We start from the raw sequence: 24354 nt of genomic DNA on the forward strand, positions 1-24354 counted from the left end.
ATGCAAAGGTGAAACTTTTATTCCGGATAGAAAAGAAAAAAGCTCCTTGCGGAGCTATTTTCATTTACCTAAGTATATAACAAACTATAAATCAACAACATAATCAGCATTCTATAATCTCCCAGTCCCCAATCGTACACCGTTCGCTATCAAAACTGACAGCCACCTTTACGACAGGCAATCCACATAAAGCAAAGCGTTCCGGATAATTCTTCAAATCAATTTGCTCCATCGCTTCACCCGCACTTTTATCCAATTTCAGTTCCATCACATACAATGTAGTCTTCGTACGAAGTACTATATCTACCCGTCCACGAGGAGTACGAACCTCCACATCCACGTAATATCCCAACAAACTGAATATGATATAAAAGACCTGTTGATAGTGTCCTTCGAACCTTGTATTGTCGCAGTAAGGAATCGTAGACAGAAATTCCTGCAAACGGTGTAAAGCAGCATCCATATCACCATTCTGAATATCATAAAAAAGATAAGCCACCATGGTAGTTGCTTCAGGTGTCTTGTTATTTACATAATAAGGAAGAAGGCTCTCCATAAGTCCCAGCCTTACTTCTTTATTGGGAATATCCAGCGTATAAAGATCTAGCATCTTATTATAATCCTTAATAGTGATATAACCACTTTGGTATAATAAAGGCACTGCATCAGTCATCGTTTCAGTAGGAGCATCGAAAACTGAAGATTTCAGCTGTCTACGTCCAATTTCGGAAGGTTTCACACCGAATTTATCCAACATCTTAACCAGATATGTAGGAGTACCGCTACCAAACCAATAAGATCCAAATTTTCCATCAGCAAAAGCATTTAGCAAACTAAAAGGATTATATATATCGGGCGAAGGAGATGTGAAATGATAACCATCATAATTTTCTTTCAATTTCATCAAAGCCTCTTCAGGTGTTATCTCCAATTTCTTTGCCAATCCTCCCAAATCATCCTTCATTTGCAAACGTATCTCATCTTCACTAATTCCACAGATAGCAGCGTATGGCTCATCCATACTAATATTCTTTATATTATTCAACTCACTAAAAATACTTAGTTGGGAGAATTTGGTAATACCAGTCAGAAATACATATCGCAAATAAGGATCACAAGCTTTTAATGGGCTGTAGAAGTTACGCATGATGTTACGCAATACATCCAGATTTTCCCGTTCATGTACCACATCAAGCAAAGGAGCATCATATTCATCAATAAGCACAACCACTTTCTTTCCGGTCTGCTCATAGGCACGTTTTATCAGTCCCATCAAACGCTGATTGGGATTAACCTCCTCCTCCAGCCGTCCATAAATCTGTTCATAACCATATAGTTTCAGATTCAATTCTTGGAGCAACTGTTCACTATCCGCATGTTTGGCGGTACTCATATCGAAGTGAAGTACCGGATATTCCGTCCACTCCTTCTCCAGTTTCTCCATAGCCAATCCATGAAACAGCTCCTTACGTCCGGAAAAATAGCTATGCAGCGTGGAAGTAAGTAATGACTTACCAAAACGTCGTGGACGGCTCAAAAACATATAGCTGGAAGCCGAATGAGTCATCCGGTAAACATACTCCGTCTTATCAACATAGAGGTAATTCCCCTCCCGTATCTTCGAGAATGTCTGTATCCCGATAGGATATAGTCTTTGCAAATCTTCCATATCAATCATATTTTTCACATACTTAAGCATTTATAATCTCCCAGCCCCCAATCGTACACCGTTCGCTATCAAAACTGACAGCCACCTTTACGACAGGCAATCCACATAAAGCAAAGCGTTCCGGATAATTCTTCAAATCAATTTGCTCCATCGCTTCACCCGCACTTTTATCCAATTTCAGTTCCATCACATACAATGTAGTCTTCGTACGAAGTACTATATCTACCCGTCCACGAGGAGTACGAACTTCCACATCCACATAATACCCTAATAAACTAAATATGATATAAAAAACCTGCTGATAGTGTCCTTCATATTTCGTATTATCGCATTGCGGTATAGTGGACAGGAACGTTTGCAAACGGCGTAATGCAGTATCCATATCCCCATTACGGATATCACGGGAAAGATACGCCACCATTGTCGTGGTTTCCGGAGCTTTACTACCGACATAATGTGGAAGAAGACTTTTCATCAGGCCTATTCTCACTTCCTTATTAGGAATATTCAATGTATACAAGTCTAATTCCTCATCATAATTCTTAATAGTGATATAGCCACTTTGATATAGCAGCGGGATAATACTTGTCATCCTTTCTGTTGGTGCATCAAAATCCTCGACCGAAACCCTATTATTTCCAATTTCGGAAGGTTCTACGCCAAACTTCTCCAACATATTTATCAGATATGTAGGCGTACCGCTACCAAACCAATAAGATCCAAATTTTCCATCTGCAAAAGCATTTAGCAAACTGAAAGGATTATATATATCGGGCGAAGGAGATGTGAAATGATAACCATCATAATTTTCTTTCAATTTCATCAAAGCCTCTTCAGGTGTTATCTCCAATTTCTTTGCCAATCCTTCCAAATCATCCTTCATTTGCAAACGTATCTCATCTTCACTAATTCCACAGATAACAGCGTATGGCTCATCCATACTAATATTCTTTATATTATTCAACTCACTAAAAATACTTAATTGTGAGAATTTAGTAATACCAGTCAGAAATACATAACGCAAATAAGGATCACAAGCTTTTAACGGACTGTAGAAGTTACGCATGATGTTACGCAATACATCCAGATTTTCCCGTTCATGTACCACATCAAGCAAAGGAGCATCATATTCATCAATAAGCACAACCACCTTCTTACCTGTTTGCTCATAAGCACGCTTAATAAGATTAACTAAGCGTAGATTGGCATCCCCCTCTACTGCGTTAATAGCAAACGTACGTTCATATTCAGCAAGCATAAAATCAAGAAGACGTTCCAATCCTCCTTTATCCACATGTTTCGCCATACTCATATCAAAGTGAAGCACCGGATATTCCGTCCACTCCTTCTCCAGTTTCTCCATAGCCAATCCATGAAACAGATCCTTACGACCGGAGAAATAGCTATGCAGCGTAGAAGTAAGTAATGATTTCCCAAAACGTCGTGGACGGCTCAAAAACATATAGCTGGAAGCCGAATGAGTCATCCGGTAAACATACTCCGTCTTATCAACATAGAGGTAATTCCCCTCCCGTATCTTCGAGAATGTCTGTATCCCGATAGGATATAGTCTTTGCAAATCTTCCATATCAATCATATTTTTCACAAAGCTACTAAAAATTATCCATCAGTCATTGCTTTACAAAAAAAATATCAACTATCTTCACAGACGGTTGATATAATAGAAATCACATCGGATTTACACCGACATGAGGGCGTTGATCAAGAATACACCGCTGTGTATTTCCTGACCACAAAATGTAGGGGTCTTCATGTGTGTAGCATGAAGTTAGGGACCTACATGTTCCATCTCACTTTCGTGTAAAGTATTAAAAGTACTCTATGACATTATTAACCTAAAAAATATCGGTCATTAATGGCTTTAGTCTTCCTTGGCGTGAGATTGTTCTCCATATCCATAACCGTAGCCATACCGCTTACCATAGCCATAATACTTGCCATATTTGCCATAACCGTAATAATAACCGTACTTTCTTCTCTTCAGATCCAAACCATTTATCACAGTACATAGGTTAGGTAATTTATCTTTTTCAGCAAGTTCGTTAATCAAAGTATATTCATTCTTGTGAGTATAGTCTGCGCGACAAACATAAACTGATAAATCAGCCACACGTCCTATCAGCAATGTATCAGTTACCATACCAACAGGAGCTGTATCCAAAATTACATAATCAAAACTCTTCTTGAGTGTTTCAATTGCTTTATCCAAGCCATCACGAGCCAATAATTCGGTCGGATTAGGAGGAACTGTTCCACCAGGAAGAATATAAAGATTTTTGCTAACATCAGAAGGTTGTACCAAATCCATCAAATTCTTTTCCGGATTAGCCAAATATTGAGTTATACCAACTTCTTTTCTCGGAATATTAAATACCTTATTCAAGCCCGGTTTACGGATATCAAGACCAACTATTACTACTTTCTTCCCTAATAAAGAAAGACTGATAGCAAGATTACCAGAGATAAAAGATTTACCTTCACCACTGACTGTAGAAGTAACTAAAATCACCTTCTTGCCATTTCCAAGCATAAACTGAAGATTCGTTCGGACATTGCGGAAAGTTTCACTCATCAGGTTGTTTTGATTCTCAAATACAGCAATAACTCCCTGCTTTTCATCTGTCAACGGGATATCACCGACAATAGGTGCACTAGTAAGTTTTTCTACATCTGCACGACCTTCAATCTTGAATTTGGTTAATTCAAGCAAATATATAACCCCTACCGGAATTCCGACTCCTAGTATCAAAGCGATCAAATAAGTAATTTTACTTCTAGGAGACACAGGAGCATCATCTGCTATAGCTTCATCTATAATCTTCGCATTATTGGCTGTAGCAGCCAGAGTTATAGCATTTTCCTCACGTTTCTGAAGAAGCATCAAATAGAGTCCGGCCTTAATTTCCTGCTGACGCGCAATACTCACAAACTCACGTTCCTGCCCAGGTGCCTCACTAATGCGACGGGAATAACGGCTCGCTTCACGATCCAGATCCGCTTTTGTGATAAATAATCCACGCAAAACCCTGTCTAAAGATACTTGTACATTCTCTTTCATTGCACTAATGCTGGTATCAAGATTTATAATGGTAGGATTATTCTCCGTTGATGTACGTAATAAACGTTTCCTCTCAACAAGAACATCATTATAACGGTTGATAGCAGCCGCAAGATTCACATCCTGCAATCCGATATTACTAGGCAGAACCTCATAACCTTCATTTTGCATATATCTCTGCAAATCCTGCAGCAGATTAATCTGGGTTTGATTTTCCACACGCTTCTTTTCATATTCAGCGCTACCCGTCAATGCAATTTGTGCATCACTGGTCAAATCCGTAATACCCGCCCCACGTTTGAAACTCTCCAGATCCTTTTCCGTACTACCGAGTTCTTTAGAGATAATACTAATACGTTCATTAATAAATTCTGCAGTTTTTTGTGCCACTTCATTCTTATCATTATTCGTATTGATATTATACATCTCCAATAGCTTATTGATAAAATCCTTACCTCGCTGTACATTTGAGTTTTTCAAAGATATGACAGCCACGGAAGTGGTTTTGGAAGTCGGCTCGATAGTCATATTCTTGCAATATGCTTTCGCTACAGCCAAAGGTTTATTAATTGTTGCAGTAATATTGCGTGTAGTCTTTTCCGAATCCGTAGTTTCTTCCGATGTTCTTTTAGAAGACAATACCGAGTCCGGCGTCAGGAAAAAAGCTAATGTTCCTTTATCGGTAGGAAAAACAGCTGGCAACTTTTCGAAATGTTTCTGATATTCATCATCGCCTATCTTCACATTCACATCTATACTTCCCTGTGGTTGCAATGTCATCTCCACAATTATCGGTTTCTCCAACAAGTCAGCCTCCTGTGGAGTCAGGCTTACTTGCACAGGCGAAGTCTTATACATGTTTCTGGAAGGAAATTCATCCTCATCCGTATAAGAAATATAGAGTCCCAAATCTTCAACCACCTCTTTGACAATAGTCTTGGAACGGAGAACTTCAATCTCGTTATCAATATTCTGCGAAGAAGAGACCATGCCATCCAATCCCAGACTCTCCAACCCGGAAAGCATTCCAGCACTCCCCCCTTTCTTATCATCCTTTATTAAAACCGTAGCGGAAATATTATATACGGGAGTGGACATATGCAAATAGACCCAAGCTGCAATCAAACACGCCACAACCGCCCCCACAAACCAAGGCCAGTGGATCAAATACTTAAACAGTAGTTCCTTGACGTCTATATTTTCTTCCTTAGATTCTTGTGCTTCGTTGAAATTTGTTTCTTTCATTGCAAATCATTATTTTAAAATATTTACTAATAGGCTGACAACGGATACCAGAATAGAAGTAGCGGAGAACCAAAGACTAGTACTATTACCGACATCTGAATTTCGAGCCTTTGCTTTATTGGGGGTCACATAGACAATATCATTCTGCTGTAACCAATAGTAAGGTGAAAGAATGGTTTCGGCCTTATTCAAATCCAAGGCTACAATTTGCTGTTTACCGTTTGCGTCTTCACGAATCAACTTTACATTATCACGAAGACCGTAGACCGTCATATCACCAGCCATGGCCAATGCCTCCAACAGATTCACTTTCTCATTAGAGATAGTGAAAGTACCGGGACGGGTAACTTCGCCGATAACAGATATTTTATAATTTACCATACGGACCGTTACAATGGGAGTCTCCTTCATGTAAGGCTTCAATTTATCTATAATCAGCTGTTCCGCTTCCCTTTTCGTTAAACCTCCTAACTTCAATTCTCCTAATACTGGAAAATTTATGTTTCCTTCATTATCTACCAAATAAGGTTGTAATACAGGTTGAGTAGTCACATAAGACGAAGTACTTACAGCTATTCCGGCATTGCTGGCAACCGTCAGATTAAAAGGTATCGCAAGTTCAGGATTAGTACACGATACCACAATAGTCAACAAATCCTTGGGCATGATCTTGGCATCATACAGTTTTTCCTGTTGTTCTACCTCGTTCACAACTTCCACATTCTGGAAATAGGGAACCTTTTTATAAGACTGGCAGGCAGCCAATAGGAATGGCAACAATAGTAGCCACGAATTTCTTTTGTTAAGTCTTCTCATCATAATTCTTAAATTCATAATTAAACGCCCTTTAATTCCTAATTTTTAATTTTCTAATATGCTTCTTTTTCTCCATGTATAGCATTATACACCGTCTTATACATAATATATAAGTCCAATAAAAAAGTCCAATGCTCTATATACCAAATATCACGTTGCACACGTCCCTCCATCTGCCAGAGTTCTTTCGTCTCACCACGATAGCCTGTCACCTGCGCCCAACCCGTTATTCCAGGTTTTACAAAATGACGAACCATAAACTTGTTTATCAGATTGGAATATTCCTCCGTATGTTTCAACATGTGAGGACGGGGACCTACAATGGACATATCCCCCTTCAACACATTGATGAATTGTGGCAATTCATCCACACTAGTCTTCCTCATTATCTCTCCGATACGTGTTTTACGAGGATCATTTTCCGTAGCCTGAAGAGTATCACATTGCGCATTAACCTTCATCGAACGAAACTTGTAACACCAGAATTCACGACCATCCTCACCACTGCGTTTCTGCTTGAAAAAGATAGGACCGGGAGAACTTAATTTAATTGCAATTCCGAAGAATATATAGACGAACGGAAAAACAGTAATAAGAAATAACCCTGAACAAACAACATCAAAAGCACGCTTGATAATACGGTTCTCCAGTGATTCCAATGGCTCACAACGAATGGAAAGTACAGGAACATTCCCCAATAATTCAAAATGCATTCTACGTTTCAAATAGTTACGGACATTAGGAACACTAAAAAAACGGACCAGATGGTTTTCGCAGTAATTAATGATGGGAACAATCTCCGCACTGCGCACAGAAGGAAGACTACAGTAAAGCTGATTGATCTCTCCCGCATGTTTTTCTAAAAAAGCACATACTTCGTTTGGTTGTCCCAAATATGGAACATCCTGCGGATACCGGTCCGAAGGAAAATCCTCGAAATACCCCAGTACACGATAACCGGACGTAGGATCATCCGTCATCGCATGATAAAGTTCCTGCATATTCTCATGGCTCCCAACTAATACTACCTTGCGAACATTTCCTCCCTTTTTCCGATAAAGCTCCAGAAAATGACGGGAAATTAGGCGGTAGCTAATAATGACAATTATCAGTGTAACATAAAACAGTCCGAAATAGCGGGAATGGGAAAAATGAAAATGAAAAACAAGCAACGTACAAACCGAAAAAAAAACAAAAGGAACCATGTTACGTAAGACACGGATCATAATCTGTTCAGGACGCACCACAGGACGATGAAGAATAACACCTGAATGCATATTACAAAGTAAATAGCACAGAGTGATAAGAGTCATACCCTGAAAGATAGAACCGCAATGGATACACCAGAAACGGGTACCTAGAAACAAATTAAATCCCCATAAAAGCAGGTTCAGCAAAATAAGATCCCCCAAAAGGACCAAAGACTTTAGGACTTTGTTAAAACGTTGGACTTCCTGCATAACAACAAACTTAAATATATAAAAATTAAAACATATTTCTGTATACAGAAACAACCTGTTCTGCTATTCTATCCCAGTTATATTCATCCATAAAATAATGGACAGAACAAAAATCCTGCACTAAATTCTTTTGTAATTTTTCCTGTAGTTGCTTTTCATTCCCTGTCTGAAAATAGCAATCAAAAGCCAGCCCTACTTCCAGATTTGCAGGGATATTACTCACAATCACTGGAAGATCATAGCTCATTGCCTCCAATAAAGCGATAGGTAAACCTTCATGAGAAGACGGCAAAACAAAACAACGGGCATGAGTTAGCAGTTCATGCAACTTAGTACCTTTAATAAAACCAGTCAGAATTACCCCATTCTCTTTTGCTAAAGACTTCAGTTTCTTTGAATAATCATCCTCAAAATCTGTATCACCTGCAAGCACCAGTTTATAATTCTGTTGTTTCAGAGCTGCAAAAGCCCGAATCAACTGATGAAAGTTCTTTTCCGGTACAAATCGTCCCATTGCAAATACATATTTACAGGGTTCTACCCCCAGGCTATTCAAATAGTCCGTATCCGCCACCTTATCCGGCGCAGGTACTCCGTTGTAAATCAAGTGGCAGTCTCTCCGCCCGTATTTGCGTACCAAAAGGTCATTGATCACCTCCGAGATAACAATCACCTCATTAGCAAACATACATCCCATCCGTTCCCCTAATCTCAACATCGTCTTCGCAGCAAATCCCCACTTATCCCGGTCATAATCGGGACCATGGTGAGTAAACACCACCTTCATGCCCAGCAGGCGTGCCAACGGTGTCACCAGTGCAGGTCCTATAGCATGGATATGTACAATATCCGCATGCAGGCTTTTAGCTTTCAGAATAGCTTTGAATGTATGAATGATAGCTTCAAATGACTTTTTCTTGGGAGTCACCAAGTCCACCAGTTTTATCCCTTTGTATTCTGTAAGCGAATCATGGACGTAGCTTTTCCTCCGAATCAGAGTGACGTCAATATCTTTTCTCGCAATACGTGGAAAAAGCTCCTCACAATGTGTCTCAACACCGCCCAGAATATCAGGGATACCCCGAGTGCCAGTTACTACAATTCTCATGTAATCAAAAGTCTTATTTTTCTATCCAATTTACAACCCGTTGCAACACATAATACTTCATGATATGAGCAAAACAGATAACCCCACCAAGCACAATTATACAAGTAACGATATAATTCATATCAGGTTGGCTGATAAAACGTTCGATATGTACTTTTTCAATAACTCTAAATATCACCATGTGAGCCAAATAAATCTCCATACTGATGTTGCTAATATATCTTGCCACTCTATTATTCAAGAACGCATTCTTAGCTCCAATTGCATAGAGCAGCCAAGCCACGAACATTCCGCTTTCAATAACATAATGCACGAAATCATTTTTCACCCTCAAACAAAACATAAAGAAAGCCACCGTCAGCAGGACAGTAAAAACAGCACAAAGAGAACTGTACTTACCGCCCCATTGACAAATGCTTTTCCGATATAAATAAGCGATTCCTCCCGATAAAAACAACGGTGCACAATAAATAAAATTTGTACGCCCGGGAGACTTGTCCACAAACTCCGGAGTATAGAAATAAAGCATAGCCACCCATACAAAGCCCAAAGCTATCAACATAGACAGCCACGCCCGCCGCTTATTGTCCGTCATAAAAACAAAGAAGGGGAAAAGCAAATAAAAAACGAACACAACTCCCAAAAACCAACCCACTCCAATCACCGTGATATGTGGATTAGGCAAAAGATTAAAACATAAAGTGAGGTTGGCGAATGTCTCAAAAAATGCTCCACGACTAGGATTCATAACCAAATCCAGCAAACAAAGGCAGGCAAAATAAGGCAAAATCCTTGCATATCGCTTCTTGTAAAAAGAATTAGGAGTAATGGTTCCTTTCTTGAATCGCTCATAATAACCACAACAAAGCGAAAATCCACTTACTATCATAAACAACAGCGTGAAATCCGTAAAAAAAGGAATCAGCTTTAATGTGAGATAATTTTCCGAAGGTTTCAGTGTGATGTTACTCAAAACGTGCATTAACACAATACCTACAGCAGCATAAGCCCGTAGCCCATCTAACGAATCATATCGTTGTTTATTAAACTTATTTAACGGTTTTTTTTGGGGGGGGGTAATCGGACGAGATTGATTATTCATTTCTACTGTTTTATATCAGAACTTATCTCTTAAATCTCCCTGACAAGGATCCTGTCCTACGTTATACCAACATTTGTCCAGACACGCAGGCTTACCTTTTATACTCAAGAATTTATTTTTTAACGCCCATTTCAAAGGATGCTTAATATATTTATGCATCACCGGGGAAGCAGTACCTACCATCCAACAGTTCTTCGGACATTTGCGCACCATAGCACGTACTTGTTGCGCCTGTTCACTTTCCCAAATAGTCATAAAGTTCGGAGTTTCACGGATATTACCCATTTTCTTCATCCAGTATTTTTCTTCCAAACCATTACATGGATACACATCGCCATAAGGCTCAATAAAGAAATTGGCAGAACCGGCTTCGCAAGGCAGCATACGGCGACCTCCTTCTATATAATTGATTAGTCCCATATTGAAGAAAGCACGGAACCAGCTTTTCGGATGATTCTCTTTCAATTGCCATTCTATCAACTGTTCAAAGTTTTTGCAGACTTCATCTTTGTTTGTTATCACATTATCGTCTTTATGAAAATAATATGAGTTGTGGAAAGCAGCTGTAGCAAATTCCATCCCCAATGACTTACTCAACTGATAGAGTGAAAGCATATCCTTGGAGTTATTATTGGATACCGTACATCCAAAACCGATGTCTTTTAATCCCATATCTTTCAGCGTCAATAGCGTTCGCAAACCTTTATCAAAGCCACCCGCATGACCACGCAACTCGTCATTCTTGCAGCTTAATCCCTCGATAGAAATACGAATACCGATATTCGGGAATTTCTTAGCCAATGCTACCACACGGTCTTCAAACCATCCGGATGTAGAAATCACAATACGATCCGAATGTTTATAACATTCTTCTACAATCTTGTCCAAATCTTCACGAATAAAAGGTTCTCCACCTGTCAGATTTATGAATTTCAACTTCGGCAGTGTACGCAAGTCTTCCGGTTGTATCTCTTTACTCTTTTCTGTGGGATATTGCCACACATTACACATCTTACAACGCATCGGACAACGATACGTCAAAATAATGCTTGCGTCCGTAGGACACGGGATACTATTTGTAGCCATAATATAAATATGATTTTAAATATATACGATTTTTTATTTCCCGGTATAAATCGTCATTAACCGTTTATAATAAGCATCGGCAGAATATCTTTCTTGTGAACTTTTAGCCAATGCCTCATAATCGAATGTATGTGTAAACATCGCTTCAATTTTCTTTTTCAGATCCACCATATTTTTCGACTCGAACAACATACCACTTTCTCCCTCTTCTATCAACTCTGGTATTCCTCCAATACGTGCTCCCAAAACCGGAGTTCCTAAACATTGTGCCTCAATTACTGAAAGTGGATTATTTTCGTACCATTCTGAAGGAATAACACTAAAGCGAGCACATCCAACTAATTCCTTAATCTCCGACCATTGCTTATAGCCCACAAATTCAATATTTGTTCCGACTGCCAATGTTTTAAGTTCATCCATAAGAAGGCCTCCGCCAATGATTTTCAATTTGTAGGGCAACCGCCGAGCTGCCTCTACCAAAGTTGCGACTCCCTTCTCATGAGACAAACGACCGATAAAACAATAATAATCTTGCTTGTTATACTCGTGCCTTATAGTCTTTTCCACATCTATAAAGTTGCAGAGAATGTGAATTTTCGATTTATCAAAACCTCCTTGTTTCATTTTTTTTGCCAAGAAAGAACTGGGTGATAAGAAAATATCCGTAGAAGCCTCCAAACGTTGTCTATTCCATCTCATCGCCTCCCAATAGGCCAGCATACTAGCAATGCACGAGTTTTTCATACACTTATACTTCACTACTCGATGCTTGTCTGCAAAACACTCTTCACAAACTTCCGTACCATTGCGCAGACAGTCATAACGTGGGCAAAGCAACTTATAATCGTGCAATGTCCAAACCACTTTTATTCCTCTTTGATGAGCCAATTCCACTATGATTGGCGAAAGCTGGCTATGAATATTATGAACATGCACCACGTCCGGATGGAAATCATCCAATAACATATTAAATTTTCTTCTCACTTCGCTTGTACCAAAAGGGCGAGTAAAAGCTTCTATCATTCCAATTCCCGGTTTAAATCGAATCTCACTGGGAAAATATTTACTCCATGGAGTCTGCAAGTTCTTCGGAAAATCCATAGCAAAGATTGCTACTTCGTGCCCGTTTTTCTTTAAAAGCTCCTCCAAATTGATGGCACAAATACAATCCCCACCACGAGTATAGTAAAATTTGTTGGCTAATAATATTCGCATTATCTTTTCATTAATGCCCATTACTCAAATCAGTAATGAACCGCTACTTAATTCAAATAAAAATTAAGAATTCAATAAGCACTTCAACATCTTGACTGATCGTCCACGCTCCTTCGCTAGAATCTCTCTCACCGGCTGATAATTTATCATTCTGTTTATGATGCTAAAATCATCAAAATCATATACAATTCTATTAGATAGTCCTGTTAACGCCAAGATGCTCTGATTACGTGTTCCCGTAGTATTATTAGGAAGAACCTCAATGAATTGCTTCTCGAAAGTGAGAGAGAAACATGTCCCATGAAAGGAGTCGGTCACAATATAGGTAGCGTTCTTTATCAAAGAGAGAAATTCCGTAACGTCAGGACACAACACAAATTTTCCTCCACGGTGAACTTGATGCATAAAAGGATTAACTCTCAACAGTTTCAATCCTGTATGCGCAGCCAGTCGTAAGGCATACGAAGACAACTGTCTATCGTTGTGAATCTGATAAACCAAGATATATTTCTGACTCGCATATTTAATTTGCATTTCTTCATAGACAAGAAGATCAATCCACTCATCCGCACTCAAAAGTAAAGTAGGATCAAGCACTTGCCCATAGCAATTCTTTGCTCCCCATGATTCAAGCATCTGCACGGCAGAATCTTCACGAACTGTAATCTTGTCATAGGAAGCAAGCATTTGCTGATATACCCTAGTAGTTGCAGCATCAAAATTTGTCTTACCAAAACTAGCGGCATAAGAAAGACGCTTCGCACCTCCAGTAGCAAATTGTAGGAAATAAGCCGCATCATACATTCCTGTTATGACCGGTCCCCACACTTGGTCACTCCCCGTCATAAAAGCATCCGCTTTTAATTGGGACAAATCTTCCGGTGTCGTACATCGTTTTGTCATCTTCAAATAACGATTCCTCATTCTATCAAAACGACATTGAGCATATTTTTCTACAGGATAACGAATTATTATATAAAACAGTTTCTTCAAAGGGCTACTGAAATCTTTTTTCCGGCTCACCTGATTCAGAACCATTCTTATCCCCCTCTCATCTTTCCGCTGATAATCAATCATCTTGCACTCATATCCTAAATGTTCAAGAACTGTTTGAGTCGCAATCGATTGCAACAAAGAACCGTAGTTCGAAGGAGCATGCCTTGTAATAACCTTTACTGTCATTTTCTGAATCGTCTTATCAAATTTCTTGCTGTTCTTGAAGGATTCATCAGTCGTTCCCTCAATCGCTTCCATTTCAAATAGCCTCCCGAGCGTAGCATGATTACTTCAATATCGAGGCTATTGTCTTTCAACAACGTCATCAACTTTTTATAAAAAAACGGTCGATGAGCACATTCCTTCATTTGCCCTTCTGCTACAACGGACAAAGGATGTTCTACACACTCAAGATTGGCCTTCATCAATAAATTGTTCCCCTTATCAGTGAACGCAATAGCACCACTTATCCCCTTTTCATCATCTTGATAGGTCGTGCCCCACAAGTCTCCAATCCGAATATCGGCTGAAGAATTCTCATATTTAAACTTACATTTTTCATAACAAGCCTTACCCAGGCACGCATCACTTAGAAACAAACGATAGAACATATCGCCTTGTGACAATCGGGTGTTTAGGAAACTTTTTTTTTCCCTTATTGACAAGTTGTAACTTTCGTGCCATTTCACAGATTCCCCTTTCTCACTTCCGTCAATGGCCATAGCCCACGAATCATGCCATCCAGTGAACTTATTTCTCCACGAGACATACGTCAGACTTCCCACTTGCTTTTCCGCCCAATGCACATACTTATCCCACATCAGTTTAGAAGGAACACCATGACAAAAAAAGTCAAGCAAAACAAAGTTATCTTCTTTCTTAAATTTCTGAAGATACCTACGAAAAGAATCTATCTGACACGGAGTTCCTGTCACCAGATACTTTTCATTCCTGTTGATAGCCTTGAATCCGTCTACTGTGTAACTTTGAATATATTTCGAACCGATCGAAGGAATCAATTCCTCAATAGTTGTTGCCACGTAATGCTCGGCTCTATTCCGCTCCGCATTATAGCGCACACCACACACTTTATATCCCTCACCAATCAATGTTCTTCCCACCTCAAAGCCTACTCCACCGCTACTGCATTTCCGGCGTACAGCAGCATCCTTACTCCAAGCAGCAAAACTCTTGACACACGAAGCTTTCAACGACAACTCTTTATGTGAATAAGAACACACATCCACGCACAACCTGCAATTCGTGCATTTCCCCTCATCCGTAATCCGAGGTTCGAGAAAACCATTTTCATTCAGAGCTATGTCAATAATCTGTCTGGCACAAACTGTGGCACAAACGCCACAACCATAGCAATCTTTTATTCCACTAATATTCATCTGTTAGGAAATTCATAATTAAATAATCCGTCCAAGACCTAACGCCTGTTTAAAGAAAGCAAGAGAATCTATTCTTAACTCTTCGACCTGTCTATCCACATAACCATAATCAATATTTTTTTTGATTTGGTTGAATACATCACCTTTATATAACCGTTCGCTCAAGCCAAGAATGTTGAATAAGCTATCTATCCGGCTATTCGTGTTTCCCTTTTCAGAAGAAGGTTTACGATAAAAAGTAAGGAATTTTTTATGCATCTGTATAGAGAATACCGAACCATGAAAAGAATCTGTTACTACATATTCCGCATCACGTATAAGACGTATAAAATCAAAAGGATCAACATCGTACAGATTAATATCACCAAGATTATCATCCATTGCATGATAATTATCTACATGAGGAAGATTTACAATTTTCAACCCAGATTGCTCTCTTAGTTTTTTTATCTCTTCACGGACATCTTTCCTTTCCCCCAAAACATAAGCCAGTATGTATGGTGTATCAATTTTATATGGTTCGCCATTTCTCTCTAACCCTCTCTCTTTTTCATTTTCCATTAGTGCCTCTATCCACTCATCAGTAGTCAAAAGAAAAGTCGGATCACATACCACTTTTGCATCCTTTCCAGTCAACTCTTTCACTATTTGCTTACCACGCTGTTCACGCACACCAATTAAATCCAATCGTTTTAAGAAACCTGCCACTCCTTTTCTCTGCCAAGGAAAAATAGAAGAAACTCCAAAACTTGAAGCATAAGAAAACTTAGGTATACTATTATCTACAAAATACAAATTATAAAACTTGCTGTACAAACTCAATGGCCCCCAAACCTGATCACTGCCGACAAAGACTACACTGTAATTTTTTGAACCCTCTTGAAGAGCTTTATATCCATTATAATAATGCGACACACTATCCAAATATCTCGCTTTGAATATATTCACAGCCTCTTCCCTAATTTTTCTCGTCCTTGCAAATTCCGGATACTGAATAAAATCTTTTTTCTTTTTACGCAAATATTTCCATTGCCTAAAAGCACCACTTCGCATAAGTCCCACAAAATTCTTCAAAAAAGATTTCACATCGCGAACCTTATTGTACCGGATTATCTCATACTCATATCCAAAATCCGCCACTTTTTTGGCTGTAGCGTATCCTTGTAAAGAACTACCATAGTTACATTGCCCCGGGTGCATAATAATCACTGCACCCACTTTTCTTTTCATTTGCATATATTCTATTTTCCTTTATTCAACAATCCTATCTATCATCTACCCAAAAGAATGATATCACCTTATAAAGCACTGCACATGACATATTGACACATATAGTTGCAGAATTAAAACCAAATAAACTCCTATCATAAATCAATATTTTTAGTCTTGTTTTGTCTTTCTTTTATAAACTTCGCAGGATTTCCTGCCCATATTTGATTTGGAGGTACATTTTTTGTAACAATGGAACCAGCTCCAATTATTGAATTATCACCAATTTCTACATCGCTGCAGATGATTGTACGAGCACCAATAAAGACGAAATTTCCAATTTTTATATTGTGCTTTCGCCATGATATACCCAATTTTTCAGTGTCTAACGAATGAGTTAGAAAGATATATCCCATAGTTATTGTAATATGTATACCAATTCTAATATTCTCAGGGTACAAACTATCAAAAATAACACCATCACCGACAAAATTCTTATTTTTGTCATTAAAATCTTATTTCAACGACATAATTTGTTTTATCTTTTTATCATCACCGAAAATTATCGGAGAATCGTAAGGTCTATCTGGAAAAACGCCATAATTCAGACGAATTTTCAACTTATGGTCCTTGATAAAGTTCTCTACACGTTCAGCCAATGTCATAGGATTACCAGAACAACAATTGATAATACCAGTAACATCTGTTTGAGTTACTGCTTTAGAAATCTGTTCTACCAATTCATCAACATTGATAAAATCATATTTTGTTTTGCCAGTAGTGAAAGGAAACAACTCTTGTCCTTGCTCATCTGCTTGCAATAATTTGCTAAAGATAGAATGGTTTTTCTTGTCATCGCCAAGAATATAAAAGCCACGAAGCCATTGCAATAATATACTGTTAGATTTACAATATGCTATCATAGACCTACGAAGAGCATCTTTCGCAATTCCATACATAGAAATGGGATTGCATGGTGTATTCTCATCTATCTTACCCTCCCAGTAACCTACTTCATGCATGGTTCCCATGACAGCCAAGTGTTTCAATCCTTGTTCCATCAATGCCACCAAAAATTTATAATGAGAAGACAAATCTCCTATGTGGTTGACTGAGTTATGAACAAATCCATCACGCCAAGCCATATGCAAACAAACATCAGGACTTCCCAATGATGTGTAAACATTCGTTAGATCTGCTGTAAAAAGATTAAGTTTCTTCTTTTCCGCTTTATCATTAATATCATCCGTATGAATGTCTACAGCAATTACTTCATGGCCTAAATCCAACAAATTATTTACTATGTGCCGACCAATGTAGCCATCAGCTCCAGTTACTAAAATTTTCATAATATCATTTATTTATAAAGTCCTTTAGATTTCATTTCCTCAATAGAAATCTCATACATATCATCCTGTACCTCTTGCTTATCAACCCATTTACAAAATTGAGCTATACCGTCAGTGAAAGAGAACTTTGGTTCAAATCCCAAAATTCTACGTGCAAGACTTATATCTGCATAATTATGTCGAATATCCCCTAAACGATAATTTCCAGAAATCGTGACAGGTACTTGAATTCCATATTTTTCACAAAGTGTATTCGCCACAGTCAAAACATCCGTAGCCATACCTGTACCAATATTAAAAATACACCCATTTGCTTTTAGAACTTCAAGACCAAGAATGGTCGCGTCTACAACATCGTCGATGTAAACAAAATCACGTGTTTCCTTACCATCCTCAAAAATATTGATTCCATGACCATTCTTTATCCGGGTTGAGAAAATACTCAAAATGCCGGTATAAGGATTACTTAGAGACTGTCCAGGGCCATAAACATTTTGATATCGGAAAGATACTGACTCAACGCCAATGGTTGGACATACCAAATGAACCAGTTGACCTTGAACCTGTTTCGCAATTCCATAAACTGAAGATGGATGTATTGCACTATCCTCGGTAGTTGCTACCAGTTCAACTGCTCCACCACACTTAGGACACTTGCATTCAAAGTCACCTTTTGCCATATCTGCATCATTTCGTCCCATAGGATAAACATCACCGCAATGAGGACAATGATATTTACCTTCACCATAAATAGCTCTAGACTCAGCCACCAAAACACGCTTTACATGATGTTTGGTATTTGTCAGAATATCGAGAAGTAAAGCTGTACCACCAATGTTAGTATCTACGTACTTTTCTATTTGATACATAGACTGTCCTGTTCCTGTTTCGGCTGCCAAATGAATAACAGCATCTTGACCATCTAAAGCTTTCATCCAATCCTCACGAGAAACGACACTGCCATGAATGAATCTCACTTTATCTTTGATAGACAAATACAAAGGAGAAGTAATCTCTGGGGTGACACCATGAATTTGCTTGCTCAAATTGTCCAACACTGTGACATAATAGCCTTTTTGCAATAGCCGAAGAGCTACATTAGAACCGATAAAACCGGCTCCACCTGTAATCAAAATATTTTTCATAATTTTTGGTTTCTGTTTTCAAAATCAATTAAAAACCACAAATATTTTCTTCTTCCAATAAATCGCTTTATGTCAACAACGATAATTTTTAGTAGGTCGTGGAAAGTTATTGATTCATTTTCCAACAAATCATATTCAACAGATTTTTTACCTATCAAACTTTGAAGTATACATTTAGCTTTTGCTTTCTTCAGACGAGAAAACATCATATCTCCCTGTGACTTATTCAATAAATCAGGATCTAAAGATTTTAACTCAATACATCCATCCTTGATGGCTTCATTGAGGATCTCAATGAATTTGGGATTTCTGACAATCAAACTATTTATTCCTATTTTGTCTTGAGTATAAGGAGCTATTCCGATATCGCCAAAACTCATATCAGCTAGATAACCGTAATGATCTACACACATTTGACACCTATTGGGCTTAAAATGGCTACCAACTAGTCGGTAATATTTATGAAAAACTGGCGAGTCGCCCCTTCTCATAGAAAGCAAGTTCTCCCCATTATTTCCGATGAACTTCAATTTTCCTTTTTCGCGGAATGAGAATTCTTTAATGTTGCACTTCTCTATATTGAAATACCTACAAAGGTAATCTTGCGCATAGAAGCATCTTTCACTACTGCAATACAAAGAAAAATAAGCAAATATCACCTTATCTACCTTAGAATCGATCTTTGCCCATTTCCTAACTGACTGTATATGACAAGGCAAACCTACAATAACATATCTTTTTCCTAAAAGAAGGGCTTTTCTTAATGTTCCTGATAACTGCACTGGAGCATATTTAGAACCTTTTGATTCTAATATTTCTTCAGATGTAGTAGCTATGAAAGCTGAGGGCTGTAAAGGATTCTCGGATGAATACCTAGTAATAATGGCTCCATCAATATATCTTTTTTGTAACAAAAAAATGAGAATAGAACTAAGCAAACCACCGGAATTAGCCGTTTTCCTTATATTCATATCGCTGCTATATCCCGTATAGAGTCGTTCATAATTACCAATATACTTATCTGACGTTTCTGAAGATGAATATAAATCATTTGCATATTTCTTAATCTCCATACCAACACCCGAACATACCTTATAGCATTTGTTACATCCTTTCTTATTCAAACATTGAGCTGGGTTTATAACTGGACGCCATTCCCCCTTAACAATCTCCATAACAATGCTTTTTGTAGGGCAAGCATCTGCGCAGATACCACATCCCAAGCAAAGATTATTCTTTACTGCATAGTTTATGTCTGAGCTTTTCATCTTATAACTTTTCATTAATAAAGGCTAGAAGCTCATTAGGCGAGAAATTTTCTTTATAATGATAATCAATCACTTCTTTCCGTTTGATAGCATCACAAAAATCCTTTGTGATTTCAGATGGTTCGGAATATTTCAATATGAATTTATCATTATAAAATGGTGCCTCATTAATTTTACTGTTATTCGTAATAATTTTCTTATCTAGGGCAACTGCCTCACACATTCTTTGTGTATAACCTGTTCCATTTTGCTGCATAACTTCCAGCAAACATTTCGTATGAAGAATGTGTTGCAAGTTCGTTTGGTAATCCATACCAGATATATAGCATATATTATCTTTATGAACTTGATTCTTTTCTTCAACACCAACAAGATGAAAATCACATTTCAAGCCAAAAGAACATAACCTTTCATAAGCACTAATGATTTCTGGCAATCTATTCTTTGCTTTTCCCAAGAAATAGACATCACTGTCTTCGATGGTATTATTAATAATGCCATGATAACTAGAAAAGACAAGGGGATGATAAACAAAACCATAAGTCTGACAATTACTTTGATCGAATGACAATACCAAATCAAATATCTGTTTTACCTTTGCGACATCCACTTGAAGCCATCTATTGCCTCGCTTGATTTTATTAATCAAATCTTGCAGAAACAAAACGAATTTAGCTTCTGGATGTTGTTTTCTTAAATAATCAAACAAACCATAGTTATCAAACTCCAACCACCCACCATTAAAGATAAAACATAATGGACGTTTCGTTTGAAAGTCATCCTTAAAATAAGAGCTATTCCAAAAGCTTTTTCCTGGAACATTTATATGATTATAAAGGGCCGCGGAAAAATGCAATTTGCACAACATCTTTTCTAATCCTTTTTTATTATCCACATGACCTGCTATATATCTTACATTGTCTTGATTATATATGTCAGAATAGGATTGTTTATACAAGTCCCAATCTGAACCAAAAATTACATAATTATATTCCATGTCTCAATAATTTTCTCCGTATTCTATATAAGAAGTCATTCAAATAATAATATCTACCAAATTTCCGATTGCGAACATCTATAAGTGCTTTTAGCCCGTCTATATCGTTTCCTTTTCTTCTTTTTTGAATAAAACCTTTAAAAATCGTATAGCAATAATTTTTCAACCATGGATTTTCAAGACTCTCGGACTCTATATAAAAAGCATATTCTTTTTCTAAAGGATGTAATTTGATTCTTGCTTCGTTACTTTCTACGACATATTCCATACAAACAAATGGAGAATAAACGATACTGAAATTCTTAATTAATCTTGCGCCAAATTCAAAGTCCTCATAGTACGACATTCTTTCATCAAATCCTCCTATTTTCATAAAGGCATTTTTACTACACATTATGTTTCCTGGATGAGGATAAAAATCTCTATGCCACATCGCCTTCAAAGGATTTTCATATACTCGCTCTTTTTTCCCTCTGAACGAACCTAATTTCAAGTGTTCACTACTCTTATAATTAGCAATAAAGACTTCATTATGTGGATAACGAAAAATCATATTTGCATAATTTCTTAGAGTTCCTGACATAAAGACATCATCACCATCCAAAAATATCAACCAACTTGATGATGCTATTTGGGCACCCATATTTCGCGCTTTAGAAACACCACTATTCGATTGTTGAATCAATCGAATTCTATTGTCTTGTATTTGACTAACAATTTCCGCACTCTTATCTGTAGAGCCATCATCAACAACTATAAGTTCGAAACAAGAGAAATCTTGGTTTAATACAGAATCAATGGTTTTCTTTATATGCTTTTCTTTATTGTATAGAGGAATGATGATAGATAATCTAATATTGCCCATGATAACGTATCGTTTTCTTAATAATCTCTTTAATCGCAGATATATAAAATTTCTTTCGGTCGCATTTCACTCTACATCTTATATAGTTAGAAAGAAACTTATCTCTATCATTCATAAAAATTTCAAAGATACTAGACCGCTCTGGTGTCAATTCGGTTGGATGTTTTAGTTGATAATTATAACCACCAAGAATTATATCCAAGTCTGAGTCCTCCAATAAAATATCTTTAGATATATCATTAAATAACTTTCGTCCTTTATCCGAATTAACAAGAACCATGCTTACCCCTCGATGTTGACGAGGAAAATTTGGATTAGAATCCTTTAAAGACCAAAAATCTGCCATGGTAAAATCACCTGTTCGTTCCACTTTTGTAAATGGACATTTATAACAATCCATTCGCAAAACATGTCCTTCAAGAAAAGCTTGAAAAAAAGCTCTCATATATTTATTATAATAAAGAGGCAAAATTTTGTTTCCCTTTTGTAAGGTACATGAAGACACTCTTGACCAACCCAAAAGAGTTTTATCTCTAAAACGATAATCGATAACTTTCGATTGTTGGTCTTCTTCTATATACTTTATTAACTGGTGAAACATTTTTATTGATGGAACACCATGACAAACGACATCTGAAGTCAGCAAATTATCGTAATCTTTACGCAAAAAGAGTTTTAATGCAGAAACATGACAAGGAGTTCCGGTAAAGAAGACCAGTCTTCCTGATTTAAGATAACCCTTAACTTCTTGATAGATTTCTGTCGTATCTGACTGAGCATATTTAGAACCTTGCAAGCGATATAAATCAGTGACTTTTTCAATAGCGACGTGTTTCACTATTAGCTCTTTTGTCAATTCTGCACCAACCACAACCCCTCCTTTTTTTAAGACATTTTTAGCTACAACAGAGAAAATACCTCCAGAAGAACTAACATTTAAAATCTTATTATCCTTTGCTTGAGCAGCAAAAGCTTTTCCTCGAGAATAGAGAGAAGTCTCATAATTCAGAACAGGACATACATCGGAACATAAGCCGCAATCAACGCATTTATACGCATCTAAAAGAGGATAATAAAATCCTTCTCTATCTGAGGTTAATGCTATGGCTTGCTTAGGACATATTTGCTCGCAAGCCCTACATCCACAACAAAATTCATTAGTGCTTATATTCATTACTTTAGTGTTTTTTTTAGATAGTCAAATGACTGCTTCCTAAAAGATTCTATTTTATCTTCGCAAAAAGAATAATCCAGCAGCAACTCTTCATAAGTTTCTGGTAGCTTATCACCAACAGTTTTCACTCTTGCCTGAAGGTTTAGCTTTTCAATGATATCCGATTGACGATTATCCTTCGTAGGTACATCACCAGCTATTGCATAAAATGGTTTTCGAAAATTAATAGAAAAAGCAACACTATGAAAAGAACAGCAAATAACAAAAGATGCATCAGCAAAGAGACGCAAGAACTCATGAGGACCAGCGCCAATCATTGGCTTAAACCCCTTCGCAATCTCATATATTTCAGAGTTTAAGACAATAACATGCTCTGCCCCTATCAACTTCTTCACTCGTTTAGCCAGCTGATCTGCATAAGGATAAGGATTTATAGCATAGGCTTGTATATAAACAAGCACATATTTACCCTTAATAGGATTTTCTACTGCAGCAAATTCCATCCAATCACCCTTTGTAAGAAGAAACGTAGGATCGCAACAGTGTACAGCTTTCTTTCCAGATAAATCGCTTGTAATCTTAACACCCGTAGATTCACGTGTTGAAATTGCATCATAGCGTTTCAGGTATTTACTATAAACTTCAGTATATTGTGGATAAAACTCGCTAGTTCCGTAACTTGCGGCATAAGCCACTTTAGGCTTATCATCAGGAGCGAAATTGAGTAAAAAACTATGATCATCTGCATAGTATCTTGGATTCCATGTCTGATCACTTCCTGTCATATAGATGTCGAAGAGAGGCGGATTATTAACAATGCTATCCATATCATACGAAATATTAGTCTTTTCTATTTGACTTTGAAACTGGACAAACTTTTCATGACTTTTTATTGCAGCCCATTTCTGATAAGCTACTTGCCCAACTGGCATTTTATGCAACAACCTATATGAGTATTTAAAAACATTCTTCCATATACGTTCTAGCAAAGGAGAAACATACCGCTTAGCTTCTGTTCCCATGGCGTTTTTACGATGATACTCCGTTGGGTATTGATAGTCTATCAAAACAGGATGATGCCCCATTTTTTTTAGGACATATGAAGTTGCGAAAGTTTGGAGAACAGATCCGAAATTAGCTTGTTGTATGGTAATAAAACCAATCTTACTCATAA

Annotated in this window: 20 protein-coding genes; all 20 read right to left on the minus strand. The window is 37.6% G+C overall.

Annotation, left to right across the window (positions count from 1 at the left end):
- Positions 1-103: 103 nt before the first annotated feature.
- Positions 104-1678 (minus strand): ATP-binding protein, encoded by a 1575-nt coding sequence (locus tag DWZ47_RS09660; protein ID WP_099146667.1) that lies wholly within the window; start codon positions 1676-1678, stop codon positions 104-106.
- 13 nt (positions 1679-1691) lie between these two features.
- Positions 1692-3257: an ATP-binding protein gene (locus tag DWZ47_RS09665; protein ID WP_115484278.1), complete on the minus strand. Its 1566-nt coding sequence runs from the start codon at positions 3255-3257 to the stop codon at positions 1692-1694.
- Between the two features lie 294 nt (positions 3258-3551).
- Positions 3552-5993, minus strand: coding sequence for a GumC family protein (locus DWZ47_RS09670; RefSeq protein WP_117512965.1), 2442 nt, complete (start codon positions 5991-5993; stop codon positions 3552-3554).
- Positions 5994-6002: 9 nt separating this feature from the next.
- Positions 6003-6827: a polysaccharide biosynthesis/export family protein gene (locus DWZ47_RS09675; protein ID WP_004318136.1), complete on the minus strand. Its 825-nt coding sequence runs from the start codon at positions 6825-6827 to the stop codon at positions 6003-6005.
- Between the two features lie 35 nt (positions 6828-6862).
- Positions 6863-8269: an undecaprenyl-phosphate glucose phosphotransferase gene (locus DWZ47_RS09680; RefSeq protein ID WP_004318135.1), complete on the minus strand. Its 1407-nt coding sequence runs from the start codon at positions 8267-8269 to the stop codon at positions 6863-6865.
- A gap of 25 nt (positions 8270-8294) precedes the next feature.
- The gene (locus DWZ47_RS09685; protein ID WP_004318134.1) at positions 8295-9377 is read right to left on the minus strand and encodes a glycosyltransferase family 4 protein; all 1083 of its coding nucleotides are present in this window, start codon (positions 9375-9377) and stop codon (positions 8295-8297) included.
- Between the two features lie 13 nt (positions 9378-9390).
- Positions 9391-10479, minus strand: coding sequence for an acyltransferase family protein (locus DWZ47_RS09690; protein WP_117512967.1), 1089 nt, complete (start codon positions 10477-10479; stop codon positions 9391-9393).
- A 15-nt stretch (positions 10480-10494) separates the two neighbouring features.
- Positions 10495-11565, minus strand: a complete 1071-nt coding sequence (locus DWZ47_RS09695) for a radical SAM protein (RefSeq protein WP_004318132.1) — start codon at positions 11563-11565, stop codon at positions 10495-10497.
- Between the two features lie 33 nt (positions 11566-11598).
- The gene (locus DWZ47_RS09700; RefSeq protein WP_044917515.1) at positions 11599-12780 is read right to left on the minus strand and encodes a glycosyltransferase; all 1182 of its coding nucleotides are present in this window, start codon (positions 12778-12780) and stop codon (positions 11599-11601) included.
- A gap of 63 nt (positions 12781-12843) precedes the next feature.
- Entirely contained in the window at positions 12844-14034 is a 1191-nt protein-coding gene (locus DWZ47_RS09705; protein ID WP_229092842.1) for a polysaccharide pyruvyl transferase family protein, read from the minus strand.
- On the minus strand, positions 13959-15173 hold the full coding sequence (locus DWZ47_RS09710) for a Coenzyme F420 hydrogenase/dehydrogenase, beta subunit C-terminal domain (RefSeq protein WP_004318129.1): 1215 nt from the start codon (positions 15171-15173) through the stop codon (positions 13959-13961). Before DWZ47_RS09710 ends, DWZ47_RS09705 begins: the two co-directional genes overlap by 76 nt.
- Positions 15174-15191: 18 nt before the next feature.
- On the minus strand, positions 15192-16403 hold the full coding sequence (locus DWZ47_RS09715; protein ID WP_157452178.1) for a polysaccharide pyruvyl transferase family protein: 1212 nt from the start codon (positions 16401-16403) through the stop codon (positions 15192-15194).
- Between the two features lie 134 nt (positions 16404-16537).
- A complete protein-coding gene (locus DWZ47_RS09720; protein WP_080599528.1) occupies positions 16538-16798 on the minus strand; it encodes an acyltransferase in 261 nt (86 codons plus the stop codon).
- 99 nt (positions 16799-16897) lie between these two features.
- Complete coding sequence (locus tag DWZ47_RS09725) at positions 16898-17731, minus strand: NAD-dependent epimerase/dehydratase family protein (protein ID WP_004318127.1); 834 nt, start codon at positions 17729-17731, stop codon at positions 16898-16900.
- An 8-nt stretch (positions 17732-17739) separates the two neighbouring features.
- On the minus strand, positions 17740-18876 hold the full coding sequence (locus DWZ47_RS09730) for an NAD-dependent epimerase/dehydratase family protein (protein ID WP_004318126.1): 1137 nt from the start codon (positions 18874-18876) through the stop codon (positions 17740-17742).
- Positions 18873-20144 carry a Coenzyme F420 hydrogenase/dehydrogenase, beta subunit C-terminal domain gene (locus DWZ47_RS09735; protein ID WP_004318125.1) on the minus strand — a complete coding sequence of 424 codons (1272 nt, stop codon included), beginning with the start codon at positions 20142-20144 and terminating at the stop codon, positions 18873-18875. Before DWZ47_RS09735 ends, DWZ47_RS09730 begins: the two co-directional genes overlap by 4 nt.
- Before the next feature lies 1 nt (position 20145).
- On the minus strand, positions 20146-21141 hold the full coding sequence (locus tag DWZ47_RS09740) for a hypothetical protein (protein WP_004318124.1): 996 nt from the start codon (positions 21139-21141) through the stop codon (positions 20146-20148).
- Positions 21131-22006 carry a glycosyltransferase family 2 protein gene (locus tag DWZ47_RS09745; protein ID WP_004318123.1) on the minus strand — a complete coding sequence of 292 codons (876 nt, stop codon included), beginning with the start codon at positions 22004-22006 and terminating at the stop codon, positions 21131-21133. Before DWZ47_RS09745 ends, DWZ47_RS09740 begins: the two co-directional genes overlap by 11 nt.
- Positions 21993-23180 carry a Coenzyme F420 hydrogenase/dehydrogenase, beta subunit C-terminal domain gene (locus DWZ47_RS09750; protein ID WP_004318122.1) on the minus strand — a complete coding sequence of 396 codons (1188 nt, stop codon included), beginning with the start codon at positions 23178-23180 and terminating at the stop codon, positions 21993-21995. Before DWZ47_RS09750 ends, DWZ47_RS09745 begins: the two co-directional genes overlap by 14 nt.
- A complete protein-coding gene (locus DWZ47_RS09755; protein WP_004318121.1) occupies positions 23180-24352 on the minus strand; it encodes a polysaccharide pyruvyl transferase family protein in 1173 nt (390 codons plus the stop codon). The genes DWZ47_RS09750 and DWZ47_RS09755 overlap by 1 nt, the downstream gene beginning before the upstream one ends.
- Positions 24353-24354: the final 2 nt, after the last annotated feature.

This window comes from Bacteroides sp. AF32-8BH, assembly GCF_003435205.1.
GTDB lineage: Bacteria > Bacteroidota > Bacteroidia > Bacteroidales > Bacteroidaceae > Bacteroides > Bacteroides ovatus.

What these genes read in the sequence shown, in the direction of transcription:
- DWZ47_RS09695 (WP_004318132.1), bottom strand. Translation starts at nt 11,565, where the DNA reads ATGGCTACAAATAGTATCCCGTGTCCTACGGACGCAAGCATTATTTTG.
- DWZ47_RS09660 (WP_099146667.1), bottom strand. Translation starts at nt 1,678, where the DNA reads ATGATTGATATGGAAGATTTGCAAAGACTATATCCTATCGGGATACAG.
- DWZ47_RS09705 (WP_229092842.1), bottom strand. Translation starts at nt 14,034, where the DNA reads ATGGAAGCGATTGAGGGAACGACTGATGAATCCTTCAAGAACAGCAAG.
- DWZ47_RS09720 (WP_080599528.1), bottom strand. Translation starts at nt 16,798, where the DNA reads ATGGGATATATCTTTCTAACTCATTCGTTAGACACTGAAAAATTGGGT.
- DWZ47_RS09730 (WP_004318126.1), bottom strand. Translation starts at nt 18,876, where the DNA reads ATGAAAAATATTTTGATTACAGGTGGAGCCGGTTTTATCGGTTCTAAT.
- DWZ47_RS09675 (WP_004318136.1), bottom strand. Translation starts at nt 6,827, where the DNA reads ATGAATTTAAGAATTATGATGAGAAGACTTAACAAAAGAAATTCGTGG.
- DWZ47_RS09690 (WP_117512967.1), bottom strand. Translation starts at nt 10,479, where the DNA reads ATGAATAATCAATCTCGTCCGATTACCCCCCCCCAAAAAAAACCGTTA.
- DWZ47_RS09745 (WP_004318123.1), bottom strand. Translation starts at nt 22,006, where the DNA reads ATGGGCAATATTAGATTATCTATCATCATTCCTCTATACAATAAAGAA.
- DWZ47_RS09665 (WP_115484278.1), bottom strand. Translation starts at nt 3,257, where the DNA reads ATGGAAGATTTGCAAAGACTATATCCTATCGGGATACAGACATTCTCG.
- DWZ47_RS09670 (WP_117512965.1), bottom strand. Translation starts at nt 5,993, where the DNA reads ATGAAAGAAACAAATTTCAACGAAGCACAAGAATCTAAGGAAGAAAAT.
- DWZ47_RS09725 (WP_004318127.1), bottom strand. Translation starts at nt 17,731, where the DNA reads ATGAAAATTTTAGTAACTGGAGCTGATGGCTACATTGGTCGGCACATA.
- DWZ47_RS09700 (WP_044917515.1), bottom strand. Translation starts at nt 12,780, where the DNA reads ATGCGAATATTATTAGCCAACAAATTTTACTATACTCGTGGTGGGGAT.
- DWZ47_RS09680 (WP_004318135.1), bottom strand. Translation starts at nt 8,269, where the DNA reads ATGCAGGAAGTCCAACGTTTTAACAAAGTCCTAAAGTCTTTGGTCCTT.
- DWZ47_RS09715 (WP_157452178.1), bottom strand. Translation starts at nt 16,403, where the DNA reads ATGAAAAGAAAAGTGGGTGCAGTGATTATTATGCACCCGGGGCAATGT.
- DWZ47_RS09710 (WP_004318129.1), bottom strand. Translation starts at nt 15,173, where the DNA reads ATGAATATTAGTGGAATAAAAGATTGCTATGGTTGTGGCGTTTGTGCC.
- DWZ47_RS09750 (WP_004318122.1), bottom strand. Translation starts at nt 23,180, where the DNA reads ATGAATATAAGCACTAATGAATTTTGTTGTGGATGTAGGGCTTGCGAG.
- DWZ47_RS09685 (WP_004318134.1), bottom strand. Translation starts at nt 9,377, where the DNA reads ATGAGAATTGTAGTAACTGGCACTCGGGGTATCCCTGATATTCTGGGC.
- DWZ47_RS09735 (WP_004318125.1), bottom strand. Translation starts at nt 20,144, where the DNA reads ATGAAAAGCTCAGACATAAACTATGCAGTAAAGAATAATCTTTGCTTG.
- DWZ47_RS09755 (WP_004318121.1), bottom strand. Translation starts at nt 24,352, where the DNA reads ATGAGTAAGATTGGTTTTATTACCATACAACAAGCTAATTTCGGATCT.
- DWZ47_RS09740 (WP_004318124.1), bottom strand. Translation starts at nt 21,141, where the DNA reads ATGGAATATAATTATGTAATTTTTGGTTCAGATTGGGACTTGTATAAA.